This is a genomic window from Halomonas sp., assembly GCF_052095765.1.
Lineage (GTDB): Bacteria > Pseudomonadota > Gammaproteobacteria > Pseudomonadales > Halomonadaceae > Halomonas.
In genome coordinates, this window is the sequence record NZ_JBQDJZ010000023.1 from 1 (window position 1) to 23,255 (window position 23,255).

At 59.5% G+C, this 23,255-nt stretch carries 20 protein-coding genes and 1 pseudogene; 3 read left to right on the plus strand and 18 right to left on the minus strand.

What is annotated here, in order from left to right; all coding sequences use genetic code 11:
- Positions 1–454: 454 nt before the first annotated feature.
- Positions 455–2,128, plus strand: a complete 1,674-nt coding sequence (locus ACTH3D_RS04845; protein ID WP_441665824.1) for an electron transfer flavoprotein-ubiquinone oxidoreductase — start codon at positions 455–457, stop codon at positions 2,126–2,128.
- Positions 2,129–2,193: 65 nt separating this feature from the next.
- Here the strand turns inward: ACTH3D_RS04845 and ACTH3D_RS04850 are convergent, their stop codons facing one another.
- The 15 genes and pseudogenes from ACTH3D_RS04850 to ACTH3D_RS04920 form a co-directional block, all read right to left on the minus strand.
- Positions 2,194–3,042 carry a sulfurtransferase gene (locus tag ACTH3D_RS04850; protein WP_441665826.1) on the minus strand — a complete coding sequence of 283 codons (849 nt, stop codon included), beginning with the start codon at positions 3,040–3,042 and terminating at the stop codon, positions 2,194–2,196.
- Between the two features lie 24 nt (positions 3,043–3,066).
- A complete protein-coding gene (locus tag ACTH3D_RS04855) occupies positions 3,067–5,304 on the minus strand; it encodes an ATP-dependent helicase (RefSeq protein ID WP_441665828.1) in 2,238 nt (745 codons plus the stop codon).
- On the minus strand, positions 5,301–5,870 hold the full coding sequence (locus ACTH3D_RS04860) for a DUF1285 domain-containing protein (protein ID WP_441665830.1): 570 nt from the start codon (positions 5,868–5,870) through the stop codon (positions 5,301–5,303). Before ACTH3D_RS04860 ends, ACTH3D_RS04855 begins: the two co-directional genes overlap by 4 nt.
- A gap of 70 nt (positions 5,871–5,940) precedes the next feature.
- Positions 5,941–6,768, minus strand: a complete 828-nt coding sequence (locus ACTH3D_RS04865) for a TatD family hydrolase (RefSeq protein ID WP_441665832.1) — start codon at positions 6,766–6,768, stop codon at positions 5,941–5,943.
- Between the two features lie 114 nt (positions 6,769–6,882).
- A pseudogene (locus tag ACTH3D_RS04870) lies at positions 6,883–7,850 on the minus strand (DNA polymerase III subunit delta').
- Between the two features lie 59 nt (positions 7,851–7,909).
- Positions 7,910–8,551, minus strand: a complete 642-nt coding sequence (tmk, locus tag ACTH3D_RS04875) for a dTMP kinase (RefSeq protein WP_441665834.1) — start codon at positions 8,549–8,551, stop codon at positions 7,910–7,912.
- 28 nt (positions 8,552–8,579) lie between these two features.
- Positions 8,580–9,584, minus strand: coding sequence for an endolytic transglycosylase MltG (gene mltG / locus ACTH3D_RS04880; RefSeq protein WP_441665836.1), 1,005 nt, complete (start codon positions 9,582–9,584; stop codon positions 8,580–8,582).
- A 3-nt stretch (positions 9,585–9,587) separates the two neighbouring features.
- On the minus strand, positions 9,588–10,418 hold the full coding sequence (pabC, locus tag ACTH3D_RS04885; protein ID WP_441665838.1) for an aminodeoxychorismate lyase: 831 nt from the start codon (positions 10,416–10,418) through the stop codon (positions 9,588–9,590).
- 25 nt (positions 10,419–10,443) lie between these two features.
- Complete coding sequence (gene fabF / locus ACTH3D_RS04890) at positions 10,444–11,682, minus strand: beta-ketoacyl-ACP synthase II (protein WP_441665840.1); 1,239 nt, start codon at positions 11,680–11,682, stop codon at positions 10,444–10,446.
- Between the two features lie 175 nt (positions 11,683–11,857).
- Positions 11,858–12,091: an acyl carrier protein gene (gene acpP, locus ACTH3D_RS04895; protein ID WP_441665842.1), complete on the minus strand. Its 234-nt coding sequence runs from the start codon at positions 12,089–12,091 to the stop codon at positions 11,858–11,860.
- Positions 12,092–12,215: 124 nt separating this feature from the next.
- On the minus strand, positions 12,216–12,959 hold the full coding sequence (gene fabG / locus ACTH3D_RS04900) for a 3-oxoacyl-ACP reductase FabG (RefSeq protein WP_441665844.1): 744 nt from the start codon (positions 12,957–12,959) through the stop codon (positions 12,216–12,218).
- 34 nt (positions 12,960–12,993) lie between these two features.
- Positions 12,994–13,965, minus strand: a complete 972-nt coding sequence (fabD, locus tag ACTH3D_RS04905; protein WP_441665846.1) for an ACP S-malonyltransferase — start codon at positions 13,963–13,965, stop codon at positions 12,994–12,996.
- 85 nt (positions 13,966–14,050) lie between these two features.
- Positions 14,051–15,049, minus strand: a complete 999-nt coding sequence (gene plsX, locus ACTH3D_RS04910; protein ID WP_441665848.1) for a phosphate acyltransferase PlsX — start codon at positions 15,047–15,049, stop codon at positions 14,051–14,053.
- 39 nt (positions 15,050–15,088) lie between these two features.
- Positions 15,089–15,259, minus strand: a complete 171-nt coding sequence (rpmF, locus tag ACTH3D_RS04915) for a 50S ribosomal protein L32 (protein ID WP_441665850.1) — start codon at positions 15,257–15,259, stop codon at positions 15,089–15,091.
- Between the two features lie 37 nt (positions 15,260–15,296).
- Positions 15,297–15,824 carry a YceD family protein gene (locus ACTH3D_RS04920; RefSeq protein WP_441665874.1) on the minus strand — a complete coding sequence of 176 codons (528 nt, stop codon included), beginning with the start codon at positions 15,822–15,824 and terminating at the stop codon, positions 15,297–15,299.
- A 115-nt stretch (positions 15,825–15,939) separates the two neighbouring features.
- On the opposite strand from ACTH3D_RS04920, the gene ACTH3D_RS04925 reads away from it, so the two are divergent.
- Positions 15,940–16,545, plus strand: coding sequence for a Maf family protein (locus ACTH3D_RS04925; protein ID WP_441665852.1), 606 nt, complete (start codon positions 15,940–15,942; stop codon positions 16,543–16,545).
- Between the two features lie 7 nt (positions 16,546–16,552).
- Here the strand turns inward: ACTH3D_RS04925 and ACTH3D_RS04930 are convergent, their stop codons facing one another.
- The 3 genes from ACTH3D_RS04930 to ACTH3D_RS04940 form a co-directional block, all read right to left on the minus strand.
- Entirely contained in the window at positions 16,553–17,587 is a 1,035-nt protein-coding gene (locus ACTH3D_RS04930) for a S49 family peptidase (protein ID WP_441665854.1), read from the minus strand.
- Positions 17,588–17,633: 46 nt separating this feature from the next.
- Positions 17,634–18,284, minus strand: coding sequence for an HAD family hydrolase (locus tag ACTH3D_RS04935; RefSeq protein WP_441665856.1), 651 nt, complete (start codon positions 18,282–18,284; stop codon positions 17,634–17,636).
- 73 nt (positions 18,285–18,357) lie between these two features.
- On the minus strand, positions 18,358–19,302 hold the full coding sequence (locus ACTH3D_RS04940; RefSeq protein ID WP_441665858.1) for an RluA family pseudouridine synthase: 945 nt from the start codon (positions 19,300–19,302) through the stop codon (positions 18,358–18,360).
- Between the two features lie 744 nt (positions 19,303–20,046).
- Between ACTH3D_RS04940 and rne the strand changes: the two genes are divergently transcribed.
- Positions 20,047–23,133: a ribonuclease E gene (gene rne / locus ACTH3D_RS04945; protein WP_441665860.1), complete on the plus strand. Its 3,087-nt coding sequence runs from the start codon at positions 20,047–20,049 to the stop codon at positions 23,131–23,133.
- The last annotated feature ends 122 nt before the right edge of the window (positions 23,134–23,255 follow it).

Below are 23,255 nucleotides of genomic sequence, written 5' to 3' on the forward strand. Positions count from 1 at the left end.
ACACGGATCTTGACGTTATAATCAATGACGCGTTTGACCGCGACGAGTACTTTCATGGTGTCCTCGCTTGGTTCAGTCTCAGATTCCTGGATGATGACGACAGGGACCGCTCAGGATGGAGGCAATCCAAACAGCCACCATCCGCCAAAATCGTCCGAAATACTTTTGTCAGGCTTCCCGCGAGTGCCTGACCTGCCCCACAGTAGAATATCGCTACCAATGTGCCACAGGCAGCGCAATGGCAACAATCCCTGCAAGCTACCCTTCAGATCTTCAGGGCGCGCTGGTCATGTATTAACCCATCGTAAGGGGTGACCCTTTAAGGCTATTATGCCTATCATGGGGCATATCTAGAAGCAAACGATCGTTTTAATATCTTCGACGTTAGTCACAGCCCACGCCAGACAGTACAGGCTGGGTAGCACAAGCGTCGTTTCCGGAGGAGAACAACCCGATGAGCGAACAAGTAGAACGCGACTCCATGGATTTCGACGTGGTAGTCGTCGGCGCTGGCCCAGCAGGACTGGCCGCCGCCTGTCGCCTAATGCAACAGGCCAACGAAGCTGAGCAGGAGCTGAGCGTGTGCGTGGTGGAAAAAGGCGCTGAGGTTGGCGCACATATCCTGTCAGGCGCGGTGTTTGAGCCGCGCGCCCTGGATGAACTGTTCCCCGACTGGAAAGAGCGCGGCGCACCACTCAACACACCGGCCATCCGCGATGAACTTTACCTGCTCAAAAACGCCGAGAAAGCCCAGAAACTACCTAACGCCTTTGTGCCCAAGTCCATGCACAACACCGGCGGAGACCAGACGCGCTACGTACTCAGCGCCGGCAACCTGTGCCGCTGGCTTGGCGAGCAGGCAGAAGAACTCGGTGTTGATATCTTTCCCGGCTTTGCCGCCCAGGAAGTGATCCAGGATAAAGACGGCACCGTACGCGGCATCCTGATCGGTGACATGGGCGTCGCTGCCGATGGCCACCACAAGGACAGCTACATGCCGGGCATGGAGCTACGCGCCAAGTATACCCTGTTTGCCGAAGGCGCCCGTGGGCACTTAGGCAAGCGGCTGATCGAGCGCTTTGAGCTGGACAAGGGTAAGGACCCACAGCACTACGGTATCGGTTTGAAAGAGCTGTGGGATATCCCCGCCGACAAACACGAACCCGGCCTGATCCTGCACGGCTCCGGCTGGCCACTGGACAGCAAGACCCACGGCGGCTGGTTCCTGTATCACGGCGAAAACAGCCAGGTCATGGTCGGGCTGATCATGGACCTGTCCTACCAGAACCCCTGGCTATCGCCGTTTGATGAATTCCAGCGCATGAAGCACCACCCAGTGCTGGCCAAGCACTTGGAAAGCGGCAAGCGTGTCGCCTATGGTGCCCGCGCACTGACCAAGGGCGGCCTCAACTGCCTGCCCAAAATGACCTTTCCTGGCGGTCTACTGATCGGCTGCGACGCCGGCACCCTGAACTTTGCCAAGATCAAGGGCCTGCATACGGCGATGAAGTCCGGCATGGTGGCCGCCGAAGCGGTGTTCGAGGCAATCAGCAAAGGCGATGAAGGCGGCCAGGAGCTGACGGCCTTCACCGAAAAATGGGAGCAGAGCTGGGCCTACGCCGAGCTCAAGGAAAGTGCCAGCTTCGGCCCGGCGATCCACAAGCATGGCACGGTGATTGGCGGCGCCTACAACTTCCTCGACCAACTGCTGGGTGGTGGCAAGCTACCCAATATTCACGACACCACCCCCGACCATGCGACACTCAAGCCGGCCGCCGAGTTCGAGAAAATCAATTACCCCAAGCCGGATGGCAAGCTATCCTTCGACAAGCTCTCATCGGTGTATCTCTCCAACACCAACCACGAAGAAGACCAGCCCTGCCACCTCAAGCTCGAGGACCCGGCAATACCGATCCGCGATAACTTGCCGGAATACGCCGAGCCAGCCCAACGCTACTGCCCCGCGGGCGTGTATGAAGTGATTGAAGGTGATGATGGCAAGCCACAGTTCCAGATCAACTTCCAGAACTGCGTGCACTGCAAGACCTGTGACATCAAAGACCCGGCACAAAATATCACCTGGGTCGCCCCAGAAGGCGGTGGCGGACCAACCTACCCCAACATGTAAACTGGAGCGCCACTGACAGGGCACCACTGAAAGTTCATCCCCACCTCAACGGTGGGGATGAACTTTCAGGTGTCATCTCCAGTCACTACGGGCCGCTCGGGGTCGCGGACCCAGTCGCTCCATGAGCCGACGTACAGCCGCGGCAGCGGCCTGTCCGCCACACCATAGGCTACAATCGTCTGGCAGGCGCTAACGCCGGAACCACAGTAAGCGATAACCTCGTCGGCATCCGGCAGTTCCTGCGATAGACGCTCGGCAGACTTGAAATGCCCATTGTCGAGGTTTTCGCCGCCAGGGCGACACACTGCCCCGGGAATATGCCCCGCCACCGGATCAATCGGCTCGGCCTCACCACGAAAACGCTCAAAACTCCGTGCATCCACTTTGAGCGCATCACTTGCACTAACTTGCCGGGCATTCACAATCTGGCTGTCGTCAAAGCGCGGCACCCAGAGCGAAGGCTGCGAAGCGTCACCCTTTGCGCCCTCCTTGGCACCCGCCTGGGCCAGCTTTCCACCCGTCTGCTGCCAGGCATCCAGGCCGCCATCCAGCAGACGCACATCCGGATGACCGACCCAACAGGCCAGCATCCACCAAGCCCGCGCCGCCGCCATCTGCCCACCCATGTCGTCGTACACCACCACGGGGCGATCCGGCGTCACGCCAAAGCGCTGCAGTGTGGCGACAAAGGCCTGAGGCTGGGGCAGCGGATGACGGCCGCCCTCACCCGACGCTGAGGCCAAATCGCGGTCAAGATCGATATGCCGACTGCCAGGAATATGCCTGGCTCGCCACAGCTCAGCGCCAGCATCGGCATCACCGAGCCGCGCCCGACAGTCCAGCACCAGTGGGGGTTGTGTACTTTCCAGCGCGTTTTTTAGCGTGGCGCTATCGATCAATGGATACTGGGTCATACTTTTCCTCACTGGGCTGATTCCTCACTGGAGAGATATGGGCGCAAGGCTCGCCACCAGACGCCGCGTACCCGCTTCGTTAAAAGCAACTTCTAGCACCGGGTTGGCAGGGTTTCCTTCGATCACGGTTATTTTTCCCTGGCCGAATACCGCATGCACCAGCCGCTGACCGACCTGATAATTGGTATGATTACGACTAGGGTTACCGCGATCAACATACTTGCCAACGACGTCGTCCACCGCCTGTGCCGTGGCAGCAACCACCGGCAGATCACCCTCCCCCAGCGCTGTCAAATAACGTTTGACCAACGAAGGGTTCACCACGGCCAACGGCTCGTCTGATACAGCGCCTGATGCAGTTCCTGATGTCTGGCCCACTAGGCGCTCAGCCACGGCCTGGCTATCCTGCCACGCCATTTCAAACAGAAAACGGCTGGGCCGATGGCTACCACCATCATCCAGCAGCATCAGCTGCTCCTTCGCTCGGGTAATCGCTACATAGAACAGCCGACGCTCTTCTTCCAAACGTGCGGTGTTGGGCGGAGTGTCGCGAGTGTAATGAGGAAAGTCTTCTTCATTCACACCCGCCAGCACCACCAGCGGCCACTCTAGCCCCTTGGCACCATGCACGGTGGTAATCAACACGCCCTGCTCACTGTTTTCCACCGGCCGGCTCAGCAGCTCGATAAAATCATCCAGGCTTGCCACTTCGCCGGCCTGCTCGACCAGCACATCGAGCAGCCGCACATCTTCTTCACCTTTATCACGCCGCGCGGCGGCGCGCTTAAGGACTTTCTCCGCATCAACACGCTCAATCACCAGTTCAAGCAGCTGGGCCGGCGGTAATGCCGACTTGCTGGGTAGTTCGCACAAAAGCGCCCAACGTTTTTTCAGCGTGCGCTGCTGAAATGGCTTGATGCCACTCAACAGAGGGTCCTGCGACGTGGGCCAGCGCTGAGTGTCAGCTAGCCGTGCGGCCAATGCTGCCAGCCGGTCGCGAGCCACAAATGGCGTGGGCTGGGACAGCAGTGACAGTACGTGCCCGGGGTCGCGTAGCAGCTTGCCTTCCCGCGCCAGCATCAGATAACCAGCCAACGCCTGTACCAACGGCAAGCGGAACACAAAACGGTCTTCACGCACCAGTCGGAACGGGATGCACTCACGCAACAGCGCCAGCTGTAATGGTACCGACAGTGCCCAGCTTCTCACCAACAGGCAGGCTTCTTCCAGCCGCCGACCCTGACGCTGCCATTGCGCCAGACTACGCAACATCCCGCGGTTGCCGCGGTCCAGCGTCAACCGGGTATTGGGGTTACTCGGCGCAGCCAAGCACAGCTGGTCAGGGCGATGACGATTGGCGTCGATGGCATGGTTGGCGGCTAGCGCCAGGGCATGACCGTGGCGAAAAGTGGTCGACAGGGGGTAATCTGTGGCCGCGCCAAAGACCTGACCAAAGGTATCGAGCATCGCGTCAGGCCTCGCACCACGCCATTCATAAATGCACTGGTTGGCATCACCCACTGCCATTACATCGGCCCTGTCAGCGGCCAGCACAGCCAGCAGGCGCTGCTGGGCAAAGTTGATGTCCTGGTATTCGTCGATGATGACATGGTCGAGAAAGCCCTGTACCCGCTCACGCAGTCCTACATCGGCCTCCAGCGCCCGCAGCGGCCGATAGAGCAGATCAGACCAGGTCATCAGCCCCTGATCGGCCAGCAGCTGTTCGGTCCTGTCAAAGGCGGCAACGAAATGCTGGGTATTCTCACCGAAGTCGAGCCGCTCATAGAGCTCGGCAGGGTCGGCCATCTCAGCTTTTACTAGGCCACAGAACTGCGCCAGTGCCTCAAGGCGCTCATCGTCGAAGGCCTGCTCCGAGATGTCCTGGTTATCCTGCAGCGCCAGTTGAGTAGCGTGTCGCAGCAGGCGCTGGACCTGCCAGTCGGCATTGAGCAGCTGACGCGGCGCCAGCGCGCCCCAGCGCACCAGGCTGCCTGTCAACCGATGCCCCAGAGAGTGAAAGGTACGCACATCGGGCAGCAGCTGGCCGGACGGCGCCATTTTGGCCAGGCGTACCTGGAAGTCTTCCCGGGCCGAACGGTTGAACATCAGCACCAGCATACGACGCGGCGACACGCCTTGCTCCAGCAGGTGTAGCACCCGCGCCACCATGGTAGTGGTCTTGCCGGCACCGGCCACTGCAGCTACGCGGGCATGGCCACCCTGATGCGTCACCACTGCGTACTGTTCAGGCGTCAGTTTCATGGCGCTTCGTCGAGATATCCTAGCGGATGCTTGATGCCGCCGCTGGTCAGCACCAGCTGCCACTGGCCCTCAGCCTGCGGTTCGTTTAACGGCTCGGCCTGTTCGACCAGCCGATAGAAAACGTTACGCCCCAGCCGGGCCGCCATGCCAAAACGCACCGGCACTTCAGGCGCGGCGTCTCCCCTTGGCGTCTCGGTCACGCTCAAACAGTGTTCCGCATCCAGTCGAACACGATCACCGTAGTGAGTGGTCAGCCACCAGTCACCGTCTGGGTCTTTACCCTGCCCCTGATCCGCATCGACAATGATGAAAGGGTGGTCTTCGACGAGGATGCGCTGCTTTTCCTGGGGTGTGACCAGGTAATAGTTACCGTCGTCTTCGCGACGCAAAATACTGGCCAGCAGACGCACCAGGGCGACACGCCTGATGGTGCGACCTTCATGGACCCATTGCCCGTCGGCGGTGATGACCAAGTCCATCACGCCGCTGTGGCGGGGTGTCCAGCTGTCAATGGGAGGAATCTTCCCCGCAGGGCCGATACCGGCCACCATCGTGTCAAGGTTCATCGTCAAGGCTCCTGCTCAAGGCCCTGGGCTTGTCCCCAGCGCGATCCGCTTCGTTACATGCACGATGGGCTCAGACCAGTCCGGCGCGACCCAGCACACCACGCATCTCGTCGGAGACTTCTGGGGCGGCGGCACGAAACAGCTGATAGAAATTGGCGGTGGTCTGCATCGCCACTTCTTCGATGCTGATACCACGCTCAGCGGCAATACATTCTGCCACTTCTACCACCCACGCTGGCTCATTGGGTTTGCCGCGGTAAGGCACCGGTGCCAGATAGGGGCTGTCGGTCTCAATCAGCAGACGATCCAGCGGCACACGGCGAGCAACCTCGCGCAGCGCCTCGGCATTGCGAAAGGTCACAATACCAGACAGCGAAATGTAGAACCCAAGAGCAACGGCTTCTCGCGCCATATCGAGATCTTCAGTAAAGCAGTGCAGCACGCCACCAACACGCGGATTCACCTGCTCGCGAATCAGCGCCAGGGTCTCATCACGTGCTTCCCGGGTGTGCACGATAACCGGCAGCTCAAGCTCTGTAGCAGCCATCAGATGGCGACGGAAGCGCTCCAGCTGCTGCTCCCGGGGCACTCTGTCGTAGTGAAAATCAAGGCCGGTTTCACCGATAGCGACGGCTTCATGGGTCTCGGCATAGGCCATGATGGTCTCTACACTCGGCTCCTGCTCTGGGGTATGCAGCGGGTGCATTCCGGCAGAAATCACCACGTCGCTGTGTTGCCGCGACAGGGCAGCTATGTCAGGCACGTCTTCAAGGGTGACGGCAATCGCCAGAAACTGGCGCACGCCCCGGGCGCGAGCTGCGTCGAGAGCGGCAGCAGCGTCGCCTCCATGGGTACGCGGATCGAGGCGGTCGAGATGGCAGTGCGAATCAACAAACATGGCAAGGCAACGTCAGGAAAGCGGATGATGACCCTGCCCGATTGGGCACGGTCAGAACGGAGTTGATAATGATAGAGCTGAAAGCAGGCTTTGAGGACCAGCAGTCCGGCAACCTCAGGAGCGCAGCAACGCCGACCAGCGAATCAGCCAGGCTTCGAGCACCAGCTGAGGGTTGGGGTTGCCTCCGGCAGCCAGCAAACGGCGCTGCTCACGGGCGTAGTCCAGCAAGCGGAACCAGTCGCGAACCCGGCCGTTTTGACGGCCTGGCGATACAGCGGCAATAGGTCAGCGTTGCACACCCGTTGCACATCACCGGACAAGCCGAAGCGAATCAAGTCTTCCAGCCAGGCAATACCGTACCACAGGATGGCATCAATCAACTGGCGGTCCAGCCTGGCGGCAGTGTCAAGCGGCTCTGCACCACGCACCAGCGCATCGAAGGTATCGTGAAGCTGCTGACGAAGCGCCCGGGCAGCGGGTTCAGCCAGCTCTAGCGCACGTAGCGGCAAGCCATCGGCAACCCGCAACCAGAACTGCGCACTCTCTTCGCTCCCCAGCTGCCCGCTGAGCTGTTCTTTCAACCACGGCAGGCAATCGGCCTGAGCTGGCAGCGGCAGGGGCCAATGCTGACAGCGCGACAGGATGGTTGGCAGTAACCGCGAGGGAACGTCCGAAAGCAAAACAAACAGGGTTTTTTCGCCAGGCTCCTCAAGACTTTTGAGCAGCGCATTGGACGCCGCGACGTTCATGGCCTCAGCCGGTCTGAGCAAAATCACGCGGTAGCCGCCCTGCTGGGCGGTCTGGGCAACCACCTCATTGATCTGGCGAATTGGATCAATGCGAATCTGGCGCTTGCCGTCTTCCGGCGAAATCCGCAACAGGTCAGGATGATAGCCCGAGGCCAGCATCTGGCAGGCGTGACAGTGTCCACAGGCATAATCCCCCGGATCAGCACACAGCATGCGCGCAATCAGCGCTTCGGCCAGCGACTGCTTGCCAATGCCATCGGCACCAGAGAACAGCAGCGCGTGAGGAAGCCGGCCACTATCAGCCAAGCGGCACAATTCATGCCAGCGTGGCATCAGCCAGGGCAACGGGTGTGGCACCTCGGCTACGCCCTGCCGGCTTACACCCGGTTCGCTCACATCCACTCCTCGAGCTGGCTTGACAGCTGCTCACCTAGCGCCTGCTGCACTCTTTCCAATGGCTGGCTGGCATCAATAACAACGATACGCTCCGGCGCCTGAAGCGCTCGCGCCAGATAAGCCTCACGCACGGCCTGAAAAAAAGCCCCCTGCTCTTGCTCAAAACGATCGCGTTGCTGACCACGGGAGTCAACCCGCTGCTGGGCGGCCTGCATGGGCATATCCAGCAGCAGCGTCAGATCAGGCTGCAAGCCCTGCTGAACAAAGTCTTCCAGCTGTGCAATCCGCTCGAAGCACAGGCCGCGCCCTCCCCCCTGATAGGCAAAGGTGGCATCGGTAAAGCGATCACATAGCACCCAGGCGCCGCGCTCAAGTGCCGGCTTGATCACTTGGGCGAGATGCTGGGCGCGCGCGGCAAAGACCAGCAGCAACTCGGCATCTGCGTCCATCGGCTCGCTTGCGTGCGGATCGAGAAGAAGATCTCGGATTTCTTCGGCCATCGGCGTGCCACCTGGCTCGCGGGTTTTCACTACCTCAACCCCGCGTGCGGTCAGCCAGTCACCCACCCACTCAAGATTGGTGGTTTTACCGACCCCCTCGCCGCCCTCAAGCGTAATGAAACGTCCGCGTCCCGACATGGTGGTTTCCCGATCAACAGTAAATAAATCAACGATTACGAATGTAGCGATTCACGGCGTTGTTGTGCTCACGCAGGGTTTTGGAAAAATGATGCGTACCGTCACCACGGGAAACAAAATACAGCGTATCCCCTTCCGCCGGATTGACTGCCGCCTCGAGCGCAGCAAGACCCGGCAGCGCGATGGGCGTGGGAGGCAGGCCGTCGATCACATAGGTGTTATAGGGCGTAGGTTCACGTAAGTCGGCACGAGTAATCTTGCCGGCATAGGCCTCGCCCATGCCGTAGATGACGGTGGGGTCAGTCTGCAGCCGCATACCCTGCTGCATGCGCCGCTTGAACACTCCGGCAATTTCACGCCGCTCTTGTGGCGCGCCGGTCTCGCGCTCGATCAGCGACGCCATGATCAAGGCTTCGTAGGGCGTCTCCAGGGTAATGTCCTCGTCGCGCTCCGCCCACACCGCTGTCAGCCGCTCCTCCATATTGCTCAAAGCCAGACGGAGAATCTCGATGTCGCTGACACCTTTATGGTAGCGATAGGTGTCGGGGAAGAAGCGCCCTTCCGGATGCTCACCCTCACGACCTAACAGCGCCATGACCTCGTCATTGCTCAGCCCGCTGAGCTGGCGGTCAAGCTTCTCGGCACCTTCCAGGGCCTCACGCATCTGCGCGAACGTCCAGCCTTCAGGAATGGTCAGCGCGTAGGTAACCACCTGGTGGGCATCGAGCATCGCGAACATCTCAAGGCCGGTCATGCTCGGCTCAAGGCGATACTCACCAGGACGTAACGAAGGAATTCGCTCAGGCTTGAGCCGCGCAAGCAAACGATAGGCCCAGCCATCATTCAGCAGACCTTCACCTTCCAGCTTGCTGACCACTCGGTGATAGCCTGCGCCTTCGGGTACCTCAAACAGCGTTTCAGAGCTGACGGCCAACGGTGCATCAAACCGGCTTTCCCAGTAGCGATAGCCGCCCCATAGCGCCAGACCTGCCAGCACCAGCAGTATGACAAGCCACTTGACCGCTCGCTTCATCACTCATCCCCCGTTGGCAGGAAATCCACTGGCATCCGGCTGCGGATAGCCCAGTAGCGAATGCGCCAGCCGTTGCAGCGCCAGATGATGGGCATTAGGTTCCCAATGATGCTGCATTGCGCCCCAGGCCGTATCAAGCTGGAGTACTGGCCACACGCCTTGCACGGAATTGATCAGACACAAGGCATCGACCTCGCCCAACACCCTGGCCCCAGTTTCGACCTCAATCAGTGGAAGCGAAGTGAACAACGCTTGGCGAAGCGTGCCGGCCACACCACAGTGCTGCAGCGCCGGGGTTTCCCAGCGCCCGCGCCGCCGCCACACAAGGTTCATGGCGGTGGCCTCGGTCAAACGCCCCTCACTATCACACAACAGGCCTTCTGCTATTTCAGCATCCTGCCACTCGCTACGTGCCAGCACATTTTCCAGACGATTGAGATGCTTGATCCCGGCAAGGCGAGGCTGAACCCCCAGGCGCAATTCGCAGTGACGCACACGCACACCCAACCAGCGGTCAGCGCGCGGGGTAAAAGGCTGCACCTGCCAACGCAGACGGGACGAGGCGACAGCAGGCAACCGATACCCCTGACCACCGCTGCCGCGGGTCACGATCAACTTGAGCACCTTCAAACCCGACCCGCAGCGCTTCGGAAGATCAGCGAGCACATCAGCCGACGGCATCGCCAAGCCCAGTGTCTTGCTGCCACGCTTGAGCCTGGCCAGATGTTCATCCCACAGCTGTGCCTTGCCGTCACGCACCAGTACGGTCTCAAACAGACCGTCACCGTAAGCAAGACCGCGGTCATCGAACGGAAATGTCTGATCTAACGGCATCTGCCCTGCTTGCATCAACGCTTGCTCAGACCTTTGAAAAAATCAAAGTGCCGTTGGTACCACCAAAGCCAAAGGAGTTCGACAAGGTGACATCGATCTTCATCTGGCGAGCGGTGTGAGGCACATAGTCCAAGCTGCAACCTTCCTGGGGGTTATCCAAGTTGATGGTTGGCGGTGCCATCTGATCACGTATGGCCAGCACGCAAAATATAGCTTCAACGGCACCGGCAGCACCCAGCAGATGGCCGATCATCGACTTGGTGGAGCTGACCGCTACCCGTTTGGCCGCCCCCCCCATCACCCGCTCAATTGCCCGACTTTCCGCGAGGTCACCGGCCGCCGTCGAGGTGCCGTGAGCGTTGATATAGTCGATGCTCTCCGGAGCGATTCCAGCGTCATTGATAGCATTGCTCATGGAGGCTGCTGCGCCTTGGCCATCTTCCGGCGGGGCTGTCATATGGAACGCATCGTCGCTCATGCCAAAACCGGTTAGCTCAGCGTAGATGTGCGCACCGCGTGCCTTGGCGTGCTCGTACTCCTCCAACACCATGATGCCGGCGCCATCTGAAAGCACAAAGCCATCACGATCACGATCCCAGGGGCGGCTGGCCGCTTCAGGATCGTCGTTACGGCTGGATAGCGCACGGGCTGCAGAGAAGCCGCCCAACCCAAGTGGCGTGGTGGCCATTTCGGCACCGCCACACACCATTACATCGGCATCGCCATAGGCAATGGTGCGCGCGCTATAGCCGATATTATGCGTGCCCGTGGTACAGGCCGTGGTAATTGCGATATTTGGCCCACGAAAACCATGCTGAATCGCCAGGTTTCCCGAGATCATGTTGATGATCGAACCCGGCACAAAGAACGGCGAGATACGACGGGCACCGCCCTTGAGAAGCGCATTATGGTTATGCTCGATCATCGGCAGCCCACCGATGCCGGAGCCTATCGCCACACCAATGCGGTGGGCATTGCTCTCGTTACACTCAATTCCCGCATCGCTGATCGCCTGGGCACCTGCTGCCACGCCATACTGGATGAACAGATCCATCTTCCGGGCGTCCTTGGGATTAAGGTAGCCGCCAATATCGAAATCCTTGACCGAACCACCGAAACGCGTGTTGAAACCGCTGACATCGAAACTGTCGATAGGGGCAATTCCGCTCTTGCCGGCTATCAGCTGCTCCCAGGTATCCTCGACAGTATTCCCCAGTGGCGTAACCAGGCCCAGGCCCGTCACTACGACCCTTCTACGAGCCATCAGCATTCCTCCAGACTAGCTGTGATGAATGACCCCGGAAGGGTCGTTATTTCGGCATTATACCCAAGCCACCCCTCAGTGTGGCGAAAACACAAGAGCCGCCCTGCATCGCAGGACGGCTCTCAACGGGAAGCGTTTATCCCGCACACGCTTTGGAAAGCGGTGACATACGTCGTTACTGGTTGGAATTGACGTAGTCGATGGCTTCCTGAACGGTAGTGATCTTCTCTGCCTCCTCGTCGGGAATTTCAGTGTCGAACTCCTCTTCGAGGGCCATCACCAGCTCGACGGTGTCCAGAGAATCTGCACCCAGATCCTCGGTGAAGGAAGACGTATTCTGAATATCATCTTCCTTGACGTTCAGGCGCTCAGCCACAACCTTCTTCACGCGCTCTTCGATGGTGCTCATTAGACGTACTCCAGTCGTTCACGTTAGCCGTTCAGATGACCAGCCGTTACAGATCCACAAGCCAAAGGCTGCGGGTAAGTTTATAGACCGTACCAATGTGACGCAACTGTCACCAGGTACGGCATTAACGCATGTTCATACCGCCATTCACATGCAGTGTCTCGCCAGTAATGTAGCCTGCTGCATCACTTGTGAGAAAGCCTACCGCAGCAGCAATTTCCTGCGGCTGACCCAGTCGCGTCAACGGGATCTGCTTAAGCAGCGCTTCGCGCTGAGCCTCAGGCAGCGACTCCGTCATATCGGTAGCAATGAAGCCTGGCGCTACTGCATTCACGGTAATGGCCCGCGATGCCACTTCCCGCGCCAGAGCACGGGAAAAGCCTTCCATGCCGGCCTTAGCCGCAGCATAGTTTGTCTGCCCCATGTTCCCCATGGTGGCAACCACTGAACTGATCGACACGATACGCCCATAACGTGCTCGTGTCATGCCTCTCAAACACGCTTTGCTGACACGATAGACGGACTTGAGATTGGCATTCATCACCGCATCCCATTCGTCTTCCTTCATACGCATCAGCAAATTGTCGCGCGTCACACCGGCATTGTTGACCAGGATGGTCGGCGCGCCAAACTCTTCTGTCACTGCAGCCAGCAGCGCATCGATGCTGGCCTGGTCGGTCACATCGAGACAGCGACCGGCACCATCGATGCCTTGGGCCTTCAGGTCGTCACTGATGCGCTCAGCACCAGTATCGGTGGTAGCAGTACCAATCACAATCCGGCCCTGACGCCCCAACTCATGGGCGATGGCTCGACCGATACCACGGCTGGCCCCGGTAATCAGGGCAACTCTACGCTCAGTTGTCATGGTCTGGTTCCATTTGCCTGCAAAGAGGGTTGACTCAGCCCTGGGCTGAGGACGCTGGGTCGGTCACGCTACGCGCCAACGTCAGGGCAGATGAAAGGCTATCCGGATCGTTGATAGCAAGTCCACGACTACCCTTGGCAATACGCTTGTTCAAACCGGTAAGCACTTTTCCGGGGCCACATTCTATAAAGACTTCTGCCCCAAGGCCCGTCATGGCTTCGATACAACTTGTCCAACGAACCGGACGGTAGAGCTGCTCGATCAACCGGCTGGCCAGCGCCTTCGTATCGCTGTGCGCCTGGCCGTCTACATTCTGGATGACTTGGTAGCGCGGCGCCTTGAGCTCAATACCATCAATTGCCTGGGCCAGTCTCTCTGCCGCAGGGCGCATCAGTTCGCAATGTGAAGGCACCGATACCGGCAGTGGCATAGCCCGCCTGGCACCCGCTTCCTGACAGGCCGAAATGGCGCGCTCAACGGCAGCCTTGCTGCCGGCAATCACCACCTGCCCGGGGGCATTGTAATTTACTGCTGACACCACGTCGCCTTGAGCGGCCTGCGCACAAGCCTGCTCGACAGCAGCATCATCAAGACCAAGGATTGCCGCCATGGCCCCCTCACCCACCGGAACCGCTTCCTGCATGGCTTCACCGCGCAGCCGTACCAGGCGCACGCCATCGGCAAAACTCATGACGCCAGCACACACCATGGCACTGTATTCGCCCAGGCTGTGGCCAGCCATAACACCAGGCCGGGGGCCTTCAAGCTCCTGCCAGACACGCCATATTGCCACACTGGCTGTCAATAACGCCGGCTGAGTACAGGCTGTGGCATTGAGTGACTCCGCTGGCCCTTCCTGAACTACCTGCCAGAGGTCATACCCCAATGCATCACCCGCCTCGGTAAAGGTTGTACGCACTACACTGTATCGCTCGGCCAGTTCCCGCAACATGCCAACTTGCTGGGAGCCCTGCCCGGGGAAAATGAGGGCGAGGGGTTGTGTCATATCATTTACCTTCAGTTACTCGTATTGGCACACACTGCTTCACAGCGTGCATGGCCTGGGCGCGGCCCAGGCCGCGACGCTGGCGTCAGCTTACCGCCAGCCGCCGGGGGAGATCCCGACGCACCTCCTGTGCAGCGCGCGCCACGGCATAATGGAATCCTGCCGCGTCAGCACTGCCATGGCTCTTGACCACGATACCCCTGATGCCCAGCAGACTGGCTCCGTTGTACCGAACCGGATCGAGTTCATCGCGAAGACGCATCAGCGCCGGACGAGCCAGTAATCCGACCAACCGACTCGACCAATGTGCCTCGAAAGTTGCCTGAACCCGCGCCACCAGCATCTTTGCCAGGCCTTCACTGGCCTTAAGCACCGCATTGCCGGTAAAGCCGTCACAGACCACCACGTCGGCTGCACCAGAAAAAATACCGTCACCTTCGACATAGCCGATATAGTGAATATCGACCAGTTCACGCAGCCGCCGATCGGCCTCTTTCACCGTCGGCGACCCCTTGGTGCCTTCCACTCCGACGTTCAGCAAGGCGACCCGCGGGCGCTGCAAACCATCAACATGACGCGCCATGGCGTCACCCATCCGCGCAAACTCAACCAGCCTGCCGGGCCCCACATCAACGTTGGCCCCGAGATCAAGCAGGTAGCAGCGGCCCTCGTTACAGGTCGGAATGGCTGTACTGATGGCGGGCCGGGTAATGCCAGCCACCGTGCCCAGCGTATGCCGAGCCAACGCCATCAGAGCACCGGTATTACCAGCACTGACGCCGGCAGCAGCCTTGCCGCTGGCAACACAGGCCAGCATCCGCGCCATACTGGTGTCACCACCGTGACGCAGTGCCCAGGCTGGCTGCTGGCTGTCAGCTAGCACTGCATCGACATTCTCGACCTGCAAACGTGACGCTGCCGCGGCCAGAGACCGCGGCAGCCGAGCTATCTCGCTGTTCAGCCGTGACTGCTGCCCAAACAACACGATATCAAGCCGTGAGTCGGCGCTGAGCGCTCTGGCGGCACCTCCGACAGTGGCGCGAGGACCGAGATCCCCGCCCATGGCATCTATGGCAATCCGCATATTCAGCTGTCGGCAGTCACTGCCGACAAGACGTCACTATCAGACGTCAACGACCTTGCGACCACGATAGAAGCCGTCCGCAGAGACGTGGTGGCGCAGGTGAGTCGTGCCGGTTTCCTTGTCCTGGGAAAGGGCCGGAGCGGTCAGCGAATCGTGGCTACGACGCATACCGCGCTTGGAACGGGTCTTGTGGCTTTTCTGAACGGCCATGAGGTGTCACTCCAGAGTGCAATCAATCAATAATGAATCAGGATTTTTCTTTGAAGTGCCTGAGCACATCAAAAGGATTTTCACGGGGCGAATCCGCAACGTCGGTATCCGCCCCGCTGCTGAGCTGGTCATGCGAGACCGGGCAGTCAGCTTCAGCGTGATATACCACCTGGGGCAAGCTGAGGATGAGCTCATCCTCCACCAGCGCCAGCAGGTTCAGCTGTTCGTCTTCCACCAGCACCGGTTCATGCGTGCTGGGAAGCTCTGCGGCCAGGCTGTCACTTGACACCATGCCCAACAGAAACTCACTGTTGACACTCCGCTCAACTGGCTGCAGGCAACGTCGGCACGGCAGCTTCAGCGTCACAGCGAGACTTCCCTCGATGACACGCCTGCCCTGGGTATCATAACCAAAGGTCAGGCGAACCTGTGCATCACCGTGCTGAGCGCCCACTTCTTCAGTGAGACGCTCGAGTCCAGCAAGGGCAACCAGGCCCTCGATACATTCGCCACGGGCGGCGAGCCGATACGGCTCAACCCTGGCGGGAAGTCGTGAGGTCAACATAAGCGCGCAATGATAGGCACTCACCCTGTTCCTGTCAAAGCCAGCGCACATATCTGCAGTTTCTCTCCACTAACCGCTTTACTGTAAACTGGCTCAAAACTGACAGAGAGCCACCATGACTCGATTAGTACTTGCTTCGGGGTCACGCTGGCGACGCCAGCTGCTTGACCAGCTTCAGCTACCCTATCAATGGGCAAGCCCTGATATTGACGAGCAACCGCGCGCCGACGAAACACCCCCAACCCTGGTAGAGCGGCTAGCGCTAAGCAAGGCTGAAGCACTGTCCAGCAGCTGGCCAGCGCACCTGATTATCGGCTCCGACCAGGTGGCCGTCTTTGGCCAGGAAATTCTTGGCAAGCCCACAGATGCATCCGCCGCCCGAGCGCAGCTGACCCGCTTCTCAGGCCAGCACGTCAGCTTTCTGACTGGCCTAGCGTTGATTGACACGCGCCGTGGGTCCCGTCGTGTCTGCCATGAACGTTATGACGTGACGTTTCGGCAACTTACCCCAAGAGAGATAGCCAACTATATTGACCGCGAACAACCACTAGATTGCGCCGGCAGCTTTCGCATGGAAGGCCTCGGCATCACACTGTTCGAGCGTCTACAGGGTGACGACCCGAATACGCTGATCGGATTACCACTGATACGACTGTGCCAGTGGCTGCGCGAGGCCGGGCTCGATCCGCTTCTTGGCCGAACTACCCGTTTAGCAAAATAGCGCTTTCTCAAGGCAGCTCATAGCGCAGCGGCGAGGCCGAACGGGCCTGGGGCAGGCCCAGAGTTTCCGCCACGCTGACGGCAAAACGTTTGGCAAAGCGCTCAAACGGATCCAGCGTCGGCGTATAGTCATGCAGCCGTGCCTCCTCGCCAAATGACAGCACCACCCCGTCCAGAGTATCTATGCGGTCAACCAGACCTAAGTCCAGCGCCTGGCTGCCCGCCCACACCAGGCCGCTGAACAACGCCGGATCATCCACCAACCGGTCGCCGCGCCCCGCCTCCACATCGCTGATGAACTGCTCGTGAGTCTGCTCCAGCACACCTTCCCAAAAAACCCGCTGCTGAGGTGTAATGCCACTGAACGGATCGAGGAAATTCTTGTTGTCTCCGGCGCTGAACACGCGGCGTTCAATGCCTAGCTTGTGAATGGCATCCTCAAGACCGAAACCGGCACTGATCACGCCAATCGAACCCACCAGACTTGAAGGCGCCGCCACGATCTCATCGGCAGCCGAGGCAATATAGTAGGCACCGCTGGCCCCGACATCTTCGATCACAGCGATGATCTGCTTACCGCCTTTCTCGCGCAGCCGCATGATTTCGTCATAGACACGCTGGGACTGAACCGGACTGCCACCGGGACTGTTGATATTCACGATCACCGCTTCAGTCAGCGCTGAGCCCCAGGCGTTGCGCAAACCTTCAATCAGGCGGCGGGCGCTGGCCTCTGACTCGCTATCAATCACGCCCCTGACCTGAACCACGCCTAGATGAGGCCCCGTCATACCGGACACGCCGGTCTGGGTCGCCTTGAAAATGCCAAAAGCCGCCAGCACCAACGGCAGAACGAACAGCACCGCCAACAGCAAACGGAAGAAAATTTTCCAGCGTCGCGAACGGCGCTGCTCAACCAACACGTCGCGCAGCCAGCGATCAAGCATATCCTGCTGGGCAAGGCGCTGCTGTTCACGTAGCAGCTCAGCTTGGGCGGCTGCCTCATGCCCGGCAGCGTGGTGAGAGGTTGCTGCTGACTCGTCCATGGCCTGTTTCCTGGTTTGCGGTGGAATAGCGTGATGCTTTGCTTGCTCAGCCTTTCAGCCAGCCAACAAGCTCATGAAAATCATCGGCGATAAAACGGGGCTCGCTGGCTGACAGGCGCGGAATATCATGCACGCCATAGCTTACCGCTACGCGATCCATGCCCAGCGCCCGGGCCATCTCCAGGTCGTACTCAGTATCACCGATCATCACGGCATCTGACACTGGCACCACAAGCTCGGCAAGCAATTCTTCCAGCATCTGTGGATGGGGCTTGGAGCGTGTTTCATCCGCAGTACGGCTGGCACGAAACCATCCACGACTGCCTGTTTGATCGAACATAATATCCAGCCCCCGGCGCGACTTACCAGTAGCCACAGCCAGCTTGGCCTGGGCACTGGACACCAGCTCTGGCATCAACGACTCCACTCCGGGGTAAAAGAGCGCCGGCGGCATATCGCCATGCATGAAGTGATACGCATAGCGCTGGCGTAGCGCCTCGGCCTGCGACGCATCAATCTCCGGGCACAATTTTGCAATCGCCTCGGGCAATCCCAGCCCGATGATGTCACGCACGCTGTCTTCAGCCAGCGTGCCAAGGCCAACATCACGCCCGGCTTGCTGCATGCAGCTCACGATACGCCCCAACGAATCCATCAAGGTGCCGTCCCAGTCAAATATCAACAGCCGATAACGCATTTCGCTTACCCTTTTCAATTATTTCCTGCTGCCCAGCAGATAGCTGGCAGAATCCGAGCCGCCTGAGCCAGGCTTACTGTTCACGGGCTCTGGCAAGCACCGCCTCTAGCGACTCTCCCAGCGGCGCACGGATCTGCACCGGACGACCGCTGCTCGGCTCAGGAAACGTCAACGCCGAGGCATGCAGAAAAAGGCGTTGCAGCCCGATCTGTGCCGCCAGCCGCTGCCCCTCCCGGCAGCCGTACTTGTCATCGCCCAGCAGCGCATGACCTGCATGAGCAGCGTGCACACGAATCTGGTGCGTGCGACCGGTCACCGGCTCTGCCTCGACCAGAGTTGTGCCATTGAACGTCTCACGCACCGCAAAGCGCGTCCGCGACATCTTACCGGCGGCATCCACCCGCACCCGACGCTCGCCGTTACCGGCGTCATAGCGATCCAGCCTCGCACTGACGAAGTCCCGCCGCGCCGGCCAACGCCCCGCCACCAGCGCCAGATACTCCTTGTTCATTCTGTGTGCTTTCAGCGACTCATTCAGACTGAGCAGCGCGGGGCGCGACTTGGCCAGCAACAGACACCCCGAGGTCTCACGGTCCAGCCGGTGAACCAGCTCAAGGAAATCGAGATCCTCCCGCACCTGACGCAATGCTTCGATCAGGCCGATCTTGACACCGCTGCCACCATGAACCGCCAGGCCAGAGGGCTTGTTGAGCACCATCCAGTCAGGCCCTTCAAGCAGCACACTGCCAGCCAGCAGATTGTGCAGACTGTCGCTGACCTCCTTGACAGCCTCCTTGGGAGCCAGACGCAGGGGCGGAATGCGCACCATGTCCCCCAGTGCTAGGCGCGTATCGGCTTTCACCCGCTTTTTATTGACCCGCACCTCGCCTTTGCGGACGATGCGATACACCAGCGCTCTTGGCGCGCCCTTGAGGCGACTCATCAGGAAATTATCGACTCGCTGCCCTACCTGGCCTTCTGTTACCTCTACCCACTGCACCTCGCGGCCTTCGGCCATGCCGACACTCCACTGTAAACCCGCAAAAAGAAGGCCATTCTATCTCAGCGAGAGCCAATCTTCGCCCGTCAACGCAGGCATTTGACACACCAAATTGCTGCCCCCTAGCTTTACTGCTATATTCCCCGCACGCTCCGCAGGATAGAACTGTATCCGACAGGCGCCTGCCCGATCAGACACGCAGGCCGGGGCGCCAGTATCAGGCCGCGATGACACCGTACTCCTGTATCGCCGCCGCTTTTGCAAGACCCGCTCGCAACAACGAGCAAAAAAGAATGTACAAGCAGTAACGCCAACGCCCGCCCCACTGCGACAAATCAGCGCAGTGCCAGACGGGACACGTATAACATCGTGCCGGTGGCCGGCGTAGGCGAATCGATGACTGCCAGGTGTTGGCGGTGACCGCAGGGCCGGATGGGCGAAGCTCCCTCCGAGACATGTTCTGCCTCCGCCCCGTACTCAACATGGTTCCGCTGTGTTCAGGCTCTCCTATTGAGCCAGCCACAGCGGAGCGCTGTATCGCAATCACGACATGCGCTGAGCTACAAGCACATAGCACCCAACGTTTCGCCTTCACCGTGCCGCGCAAGCCCGGGTGATCGTACGAGAAGCAGACAACCAGAGATTCTCCCATGGGTAAATGTCGCCACTGGACACTGCCCTGACTGAGCCTTGAACTGCTCTTGTTCGAGTCATTCACGGCTGCGCTGACGCCACTGGCGCGTCTTTGCAGTGTGAGACAACATGAAACGGATGCTCATCAACGCGACACAGCCAGAAGAGCTGCGCGTCGCCCTTGTCGATGGACAACGACTGTACGACCTGGACATCGAATCCGGTGCCCGGGAGCAGAAAAAAGCCAATATCTACCGCGGTAAGATCACCCGTGTTGAGCCCTCCCTGGAAGCCGCCTTCGTCGATTTCGGCGCCGAGCGTCACGGTTTTCTGCCTCTTAAGGAAATCTCCCGGGAATACTTCACGAAGGAGGTCTCTGGGCGCCCCAACATCCGGGAAGTGCTCAAGGAAGGCCAGGAAGTCATTGTCCAGGTCGACAAGGAGGAGCGCGGCAACAAGGGCGCTGCACTGACCACCTTTATCAGCCTAGCGGGCCGCTTCTTAGTACTAATGCCTAACAACCCTCGCGCCGGCGGTATTTCACGGCGCATCGAAGGTGAAGAACGCAGCCAGCTCAAAGAAGCCATGGGCCAGCTCAACATGCCCGACAACATGGGCATGATTGTGCGCACCGCCGGTATCGGCCGCAGTTCGGACGACCTGCAGCGCGACCTCGACTACCTGGTGCGCATCTGGGACTCCATCACCAGCGCCGCTGGCAAAAAACCGGCGCCTTTCCTGATCTGGCGCGAGTCCAACGTCATCATCCGCGCCATGCGCGACTACCTGCGTGATGACATCGGCGAAGTACTGATCGACAGCGAAAGCGTCCTCGACGAAGCCCAAACCTTCATCCGCGAGATGATGCCGTCGTTCCAGCAGAAGATCCGTCGCTATGACGATGAAGTTCCGCTATTCTCGCGCTTCCAGATCGAATCTCAAATCGAGACCGCCTACGAGCGGGAAGTGAAGCTGCCTTCCGGTGGGGCTATTGTCATTGACCACACCGAGGCGCTGGTGTCCATCGACATCAACTCGGCCCGGGCAACCCGCGGCAGCGATATCGAAGAAACTGCACTGCAGACCAACCTGGAGGCCGCCGACGAAGTAGCCCGCCAGCTTCGCCTGCGCGACATCGGTGGCCTGGTGGTCATCGACTTTATCGACATGAGCCCGGCTCGAAACCAGCGCGAGGTCGAGAACCGCATGCGCGACGCGCTGAAGATCGACCGTGCCCGCGTACAGATCGGACGCATCTCGCGTTTCGGCCTGATGGAAATGTCCCGTCAACGCCTACGCCCTTCGCTGGGTGAAACCAGTGGCGCAGTCTGCCCCCGCTGTAACGGCCAAGGCACCATCCGCGACGTGCGCTCGCTGTCATTGTCCATCCTTCGCCTGATCGAAGAAGAAGCAATGAAAGACCGCAGTGCACAGATCCGCGCCATCCTCCCTGTGCCGGTGGCCACTTACCTGCTCAACGAAAAACGCAGCGCTCTTGCAGAGATCGAGCAACGCCAGGGTGTCACTGTGGTCCTGCTGCCAAATCCCGAGATGGATACGCCGCACTATGATGTGCAACGTTTACGCGACGACCATACCGAGCAGGAAGGCGGTCTCGATACAGACAGCTTTGAGCTGTCTGTTGAAACTGAGGTTGGCCAAGAATCTAGCTCTGCTTGGGGCAAGCCAGTCAAGCGCGACGAAGCCGCCGTCAAGGCAGTCAAAGGGCCTGAAATCCCGGCCGCTGCACCGTCAACAGCAACTGCCGCTCCGCTAGCCAACCAGGCGCCAGAAAAGCTCCAGTCACCACAGGCCGGTAGCGTGATCAACCGACTGGTCAAAGGCCTGACCCGCCTGCTTGGCAGTGATGACAGCGGCAGCACCAGCCAGCAAAAAACCGTGTCGCCGCCTGCTCAGAAGACATCAACACCGCGCAGTAATGAGCGTCGCAGTGACACTCGTGACAGCCGTGGCTCAGCAGGTTCAACTGACAGCCGCAGCAACCGCTCTGACAGCAGCCGCCGCAATGGTCGCCAGGACAGCCGTGGCCGCAACCAGAACAGCGATAACAGCAGTCGCAATGATCAGCGTAGCGAGCAGCGCGGTGACCAGAAAGACAGCCGCAGCCGCGGCAGCCGTGGTGGACGCACACGTCGCCCTGACGACACTTCACGCCAAAACGATCAGGCAAGCCAGCAGTCGTCGCAAAAGTCCAGTCAGGAGCAGGACAAACGGCGCAGGCAGAACGACGCCAAGGTCCCCCAGGACGCCGAGTCCAACAGCGCAAAGTCATCGGCCAAAAGCGCATCACAAGGTGCCCAAACCGGCGCGACAGAGAACGGCAAACCGAAGCGCACGCGCAACAACCCGCGTCAGCGAAGCCGACAGACCGCTCTGAATCCCAAGGCAGTTGAAGAGCAGCAGCGGCTGCAGGCCGAACAGGATGCCGATGCCAAGACGCCTGACAGCAACGCCGCTGAAACCAAGCCAGCTGAAGCTAAGCCTGAGAAAACCAAGACAACGGGCAGCAAAACTGCTGAGACCAAACCGGTAGAAAGCAAAGCTGACGAAGCCAAGCACGTCGAAGCCAAAGTGACTGAGACCAAGTCTACTGAAGCGAAGCCTGTTGAAGCTAAAACTGCTGACACCAAGCCGGCAGAAGTAAAAGCAGAAATAGCCAAGCCCGTCGAAGCCAAGGTGACTGAGACCAAGTCTGCTGAAGCGAAGCCTGTCGAAGCTAAAACTGCTGACACCAAGCCGGCAGAAGTAAAAGCAGAAATAGCCAAGCCCGTCGAAGCCAAGGTGGCTGAGACCAAGGCTGCTGAAGCGAAGCCTGTTGAAGCTAAAACTGCTGACACCAAGCCAGCAGAAGCACAAGCTGAGCTAGCTAAGGCCACTGAAACCAAAGCGATTGAAGCTAAGCCTGTTGAAACCAAGGCAACCGACAGCAAAGTCACTGACACCAAACCTGTCGAATCTAAAACCACTGAAGCCAAGGTAACGGAGCTCGAAGTTGCTGAGACTAAGACGAATGAAAACAAAGCCGAGGCAGCCAAGCCTCTAGAGACCCAGCCACCTGAGTCGAGCACCGATGACACAACGGACAGCCAGGCGAACACCGAGGTCAAGCCCGCACCGCGCAAGCGTCGTCGCGCTCACAACGACCCACGCGTGAAGAGGCAGCGTGAACAGGAAGCCAGCAAAAAGCCGGACTGACTCGGCCTGAACCCAGACGTCAGTGATCCTGGCGTCACGCATGAAAAAAGCCCCGAGCTTAAAGCTCGGGGCTTTTTTCATGCTTCCGCCGCGCTTTTTAGCGCGCGATGGGAATACTGCCG

What these genes read in the sequence shown, in the direction of transcription:
- tmk (WP_441665834.1), bottom strand. Translation starts at nt 8,551, where the DNA reads ATGTCGGGACGCGGACGTTTCATTACGCTTGAGGGCGGCGAGGGGGTC.
- fabF (WP_441665840.1), bottom strand. Translation starts at nt 11,682, where the DNA reads ATGGCTCGTAGAAGGGTCGTAGTGACGGGCCTGGGCCTGGTTACGCCA.
- pabC (WP_441665838.1), bottom strand. Translation starts at nt 10,418, where the DNA reads ATGCCGTTAGATCAGACATTTCCGTTCGATGACCGCGGTCTTGCTTAC.
- ACTH3D_RS04865 (WP_441665832.1), bottom strand. Translation starts at nt 6,768, where the DNA reads ATGTTTGTTGATTCGCACTGCCATCTCGACCGCCTCGATCCGCGTACC.
- ACTH3D_RS04930 (WP_441665854.1), bottom strand. Translation starts at nt 17,587, where the DNA reads ATGGACGAGTCAGCAGCAACCTCTCACCACGCTGCCGGGCATGAGGCA.
- mltG (WP_441665836.1), bottom strand. Translation starts at nt 9,584, where the DNA reads ATGAAGCGAGCGGTCAAGTGGCTTGTCATACTGCTGGTGCTGGCAGGT.
- ACTH3D_RS04940 (WP_441665858.1), bottom strand. Translation starts at nt 19,302, where the DNA reads ATGGCCGAAGGCCGCGAGGTGCAGTGGGTAGAGGTAACAGAAGGCCAG.
- fabG (WP_441665844.1), bottom strand. Translation starts at nt 12,959, where the DNA reads ATGACAACTGAGCGTAGAGTTGCCCTGATTACCGGGGCCAGCCGTGGT.
- ACTH3D_RS04860 (WP_441665830.1), bottom strand. Translation starts at nt 5,870, where the DNA reads ATGAACCTTGACACGATGGTGGCCGGTATCGGCCCTGCGGGGAAGATT.
- fabD (WP_441665846.1), bottom strand. Translation starts at nt 13,965, where the DNA reads ATGACACAACCCCTCGCCCTCATTTTCCCCGGGCAGGGCTCCCAGCAA.
- ACTH3D_RS04845 (WP_441665824.1), top strand. Translation starts at nt 455, where the DNA reads ATGAGCGAACAAGTAGAACGCGACTCCATGGATTTCGACGTGGTAGTC.
- plsX (WP_441665848.1), bottom strand. Translation starts at nt 15,049, where the DNA reads ATGCGGATTGCCATAGATGCCATGGGCGGGGATCTCGGTCCTCGCGCC.
- ACTH3D_RS04855 (WP_441665828.1), bottom strand. Translation starts at nt 5,304, where the DNA reads ATGAAACTGACGCCTGAACAGTACGCAGTGGTGACGCATCAGGGTGGC.
- rpmF (WP_441665850.1), bottom strand. Translation starts at nt 15,259, where the DNA reads ATGGCCGTTCAGAAAAGCCACAAGACCCGTTCCAAGCGCGGTATGCGT.
- ACTH3D_RS04920 (WP_441665874.1), bottom strand. Translation starts at nt 15,824, where the DNA reads ATGTTGACCTCACGACTTCCCGCCAGGGTTGAGCCGTATCGGCTCGCC.
- ACTH3D_RS04850 (WP_441665826.1), bottom strand. Translation starts at nt 3,042, where the DNA reads ATGACCCAGTATCCATTGATCGATAGCGCCACGCTAAAAAACGCGCTG.
- ACTH3D_RS04935 (WP_441665856.1), bottom strand. Translation starts at nt 18,284, where the DNA reads ATGCGTTATCGGCTGTTGATATTTGACTGGGACGGCACCTTGATGGAT.
- acpP (WP_441665842.1), bottom strand. Translation starts at nt 12,091, where the DNA reads ATGAGCACCATCGAAGAGCGCGTGAAGAAGGTTGTGGCTGAGCGCCTG.
- rne (WP_441665860.1), top strand. Translation starts at nt 20,047, where the DNA reads ATGAAACGGATGCTCATCAACGCGACACAGCCAGAAGAGCTGCGCGTC.
- ACTH3D_RS04925 (WP_441665852.1), top strand. Translation starts at nt 15,940, where the DNA reads ATGACTCGATTAGTACTTGCTTCGGGGTCACGCTGGCGACGCCAGCTG.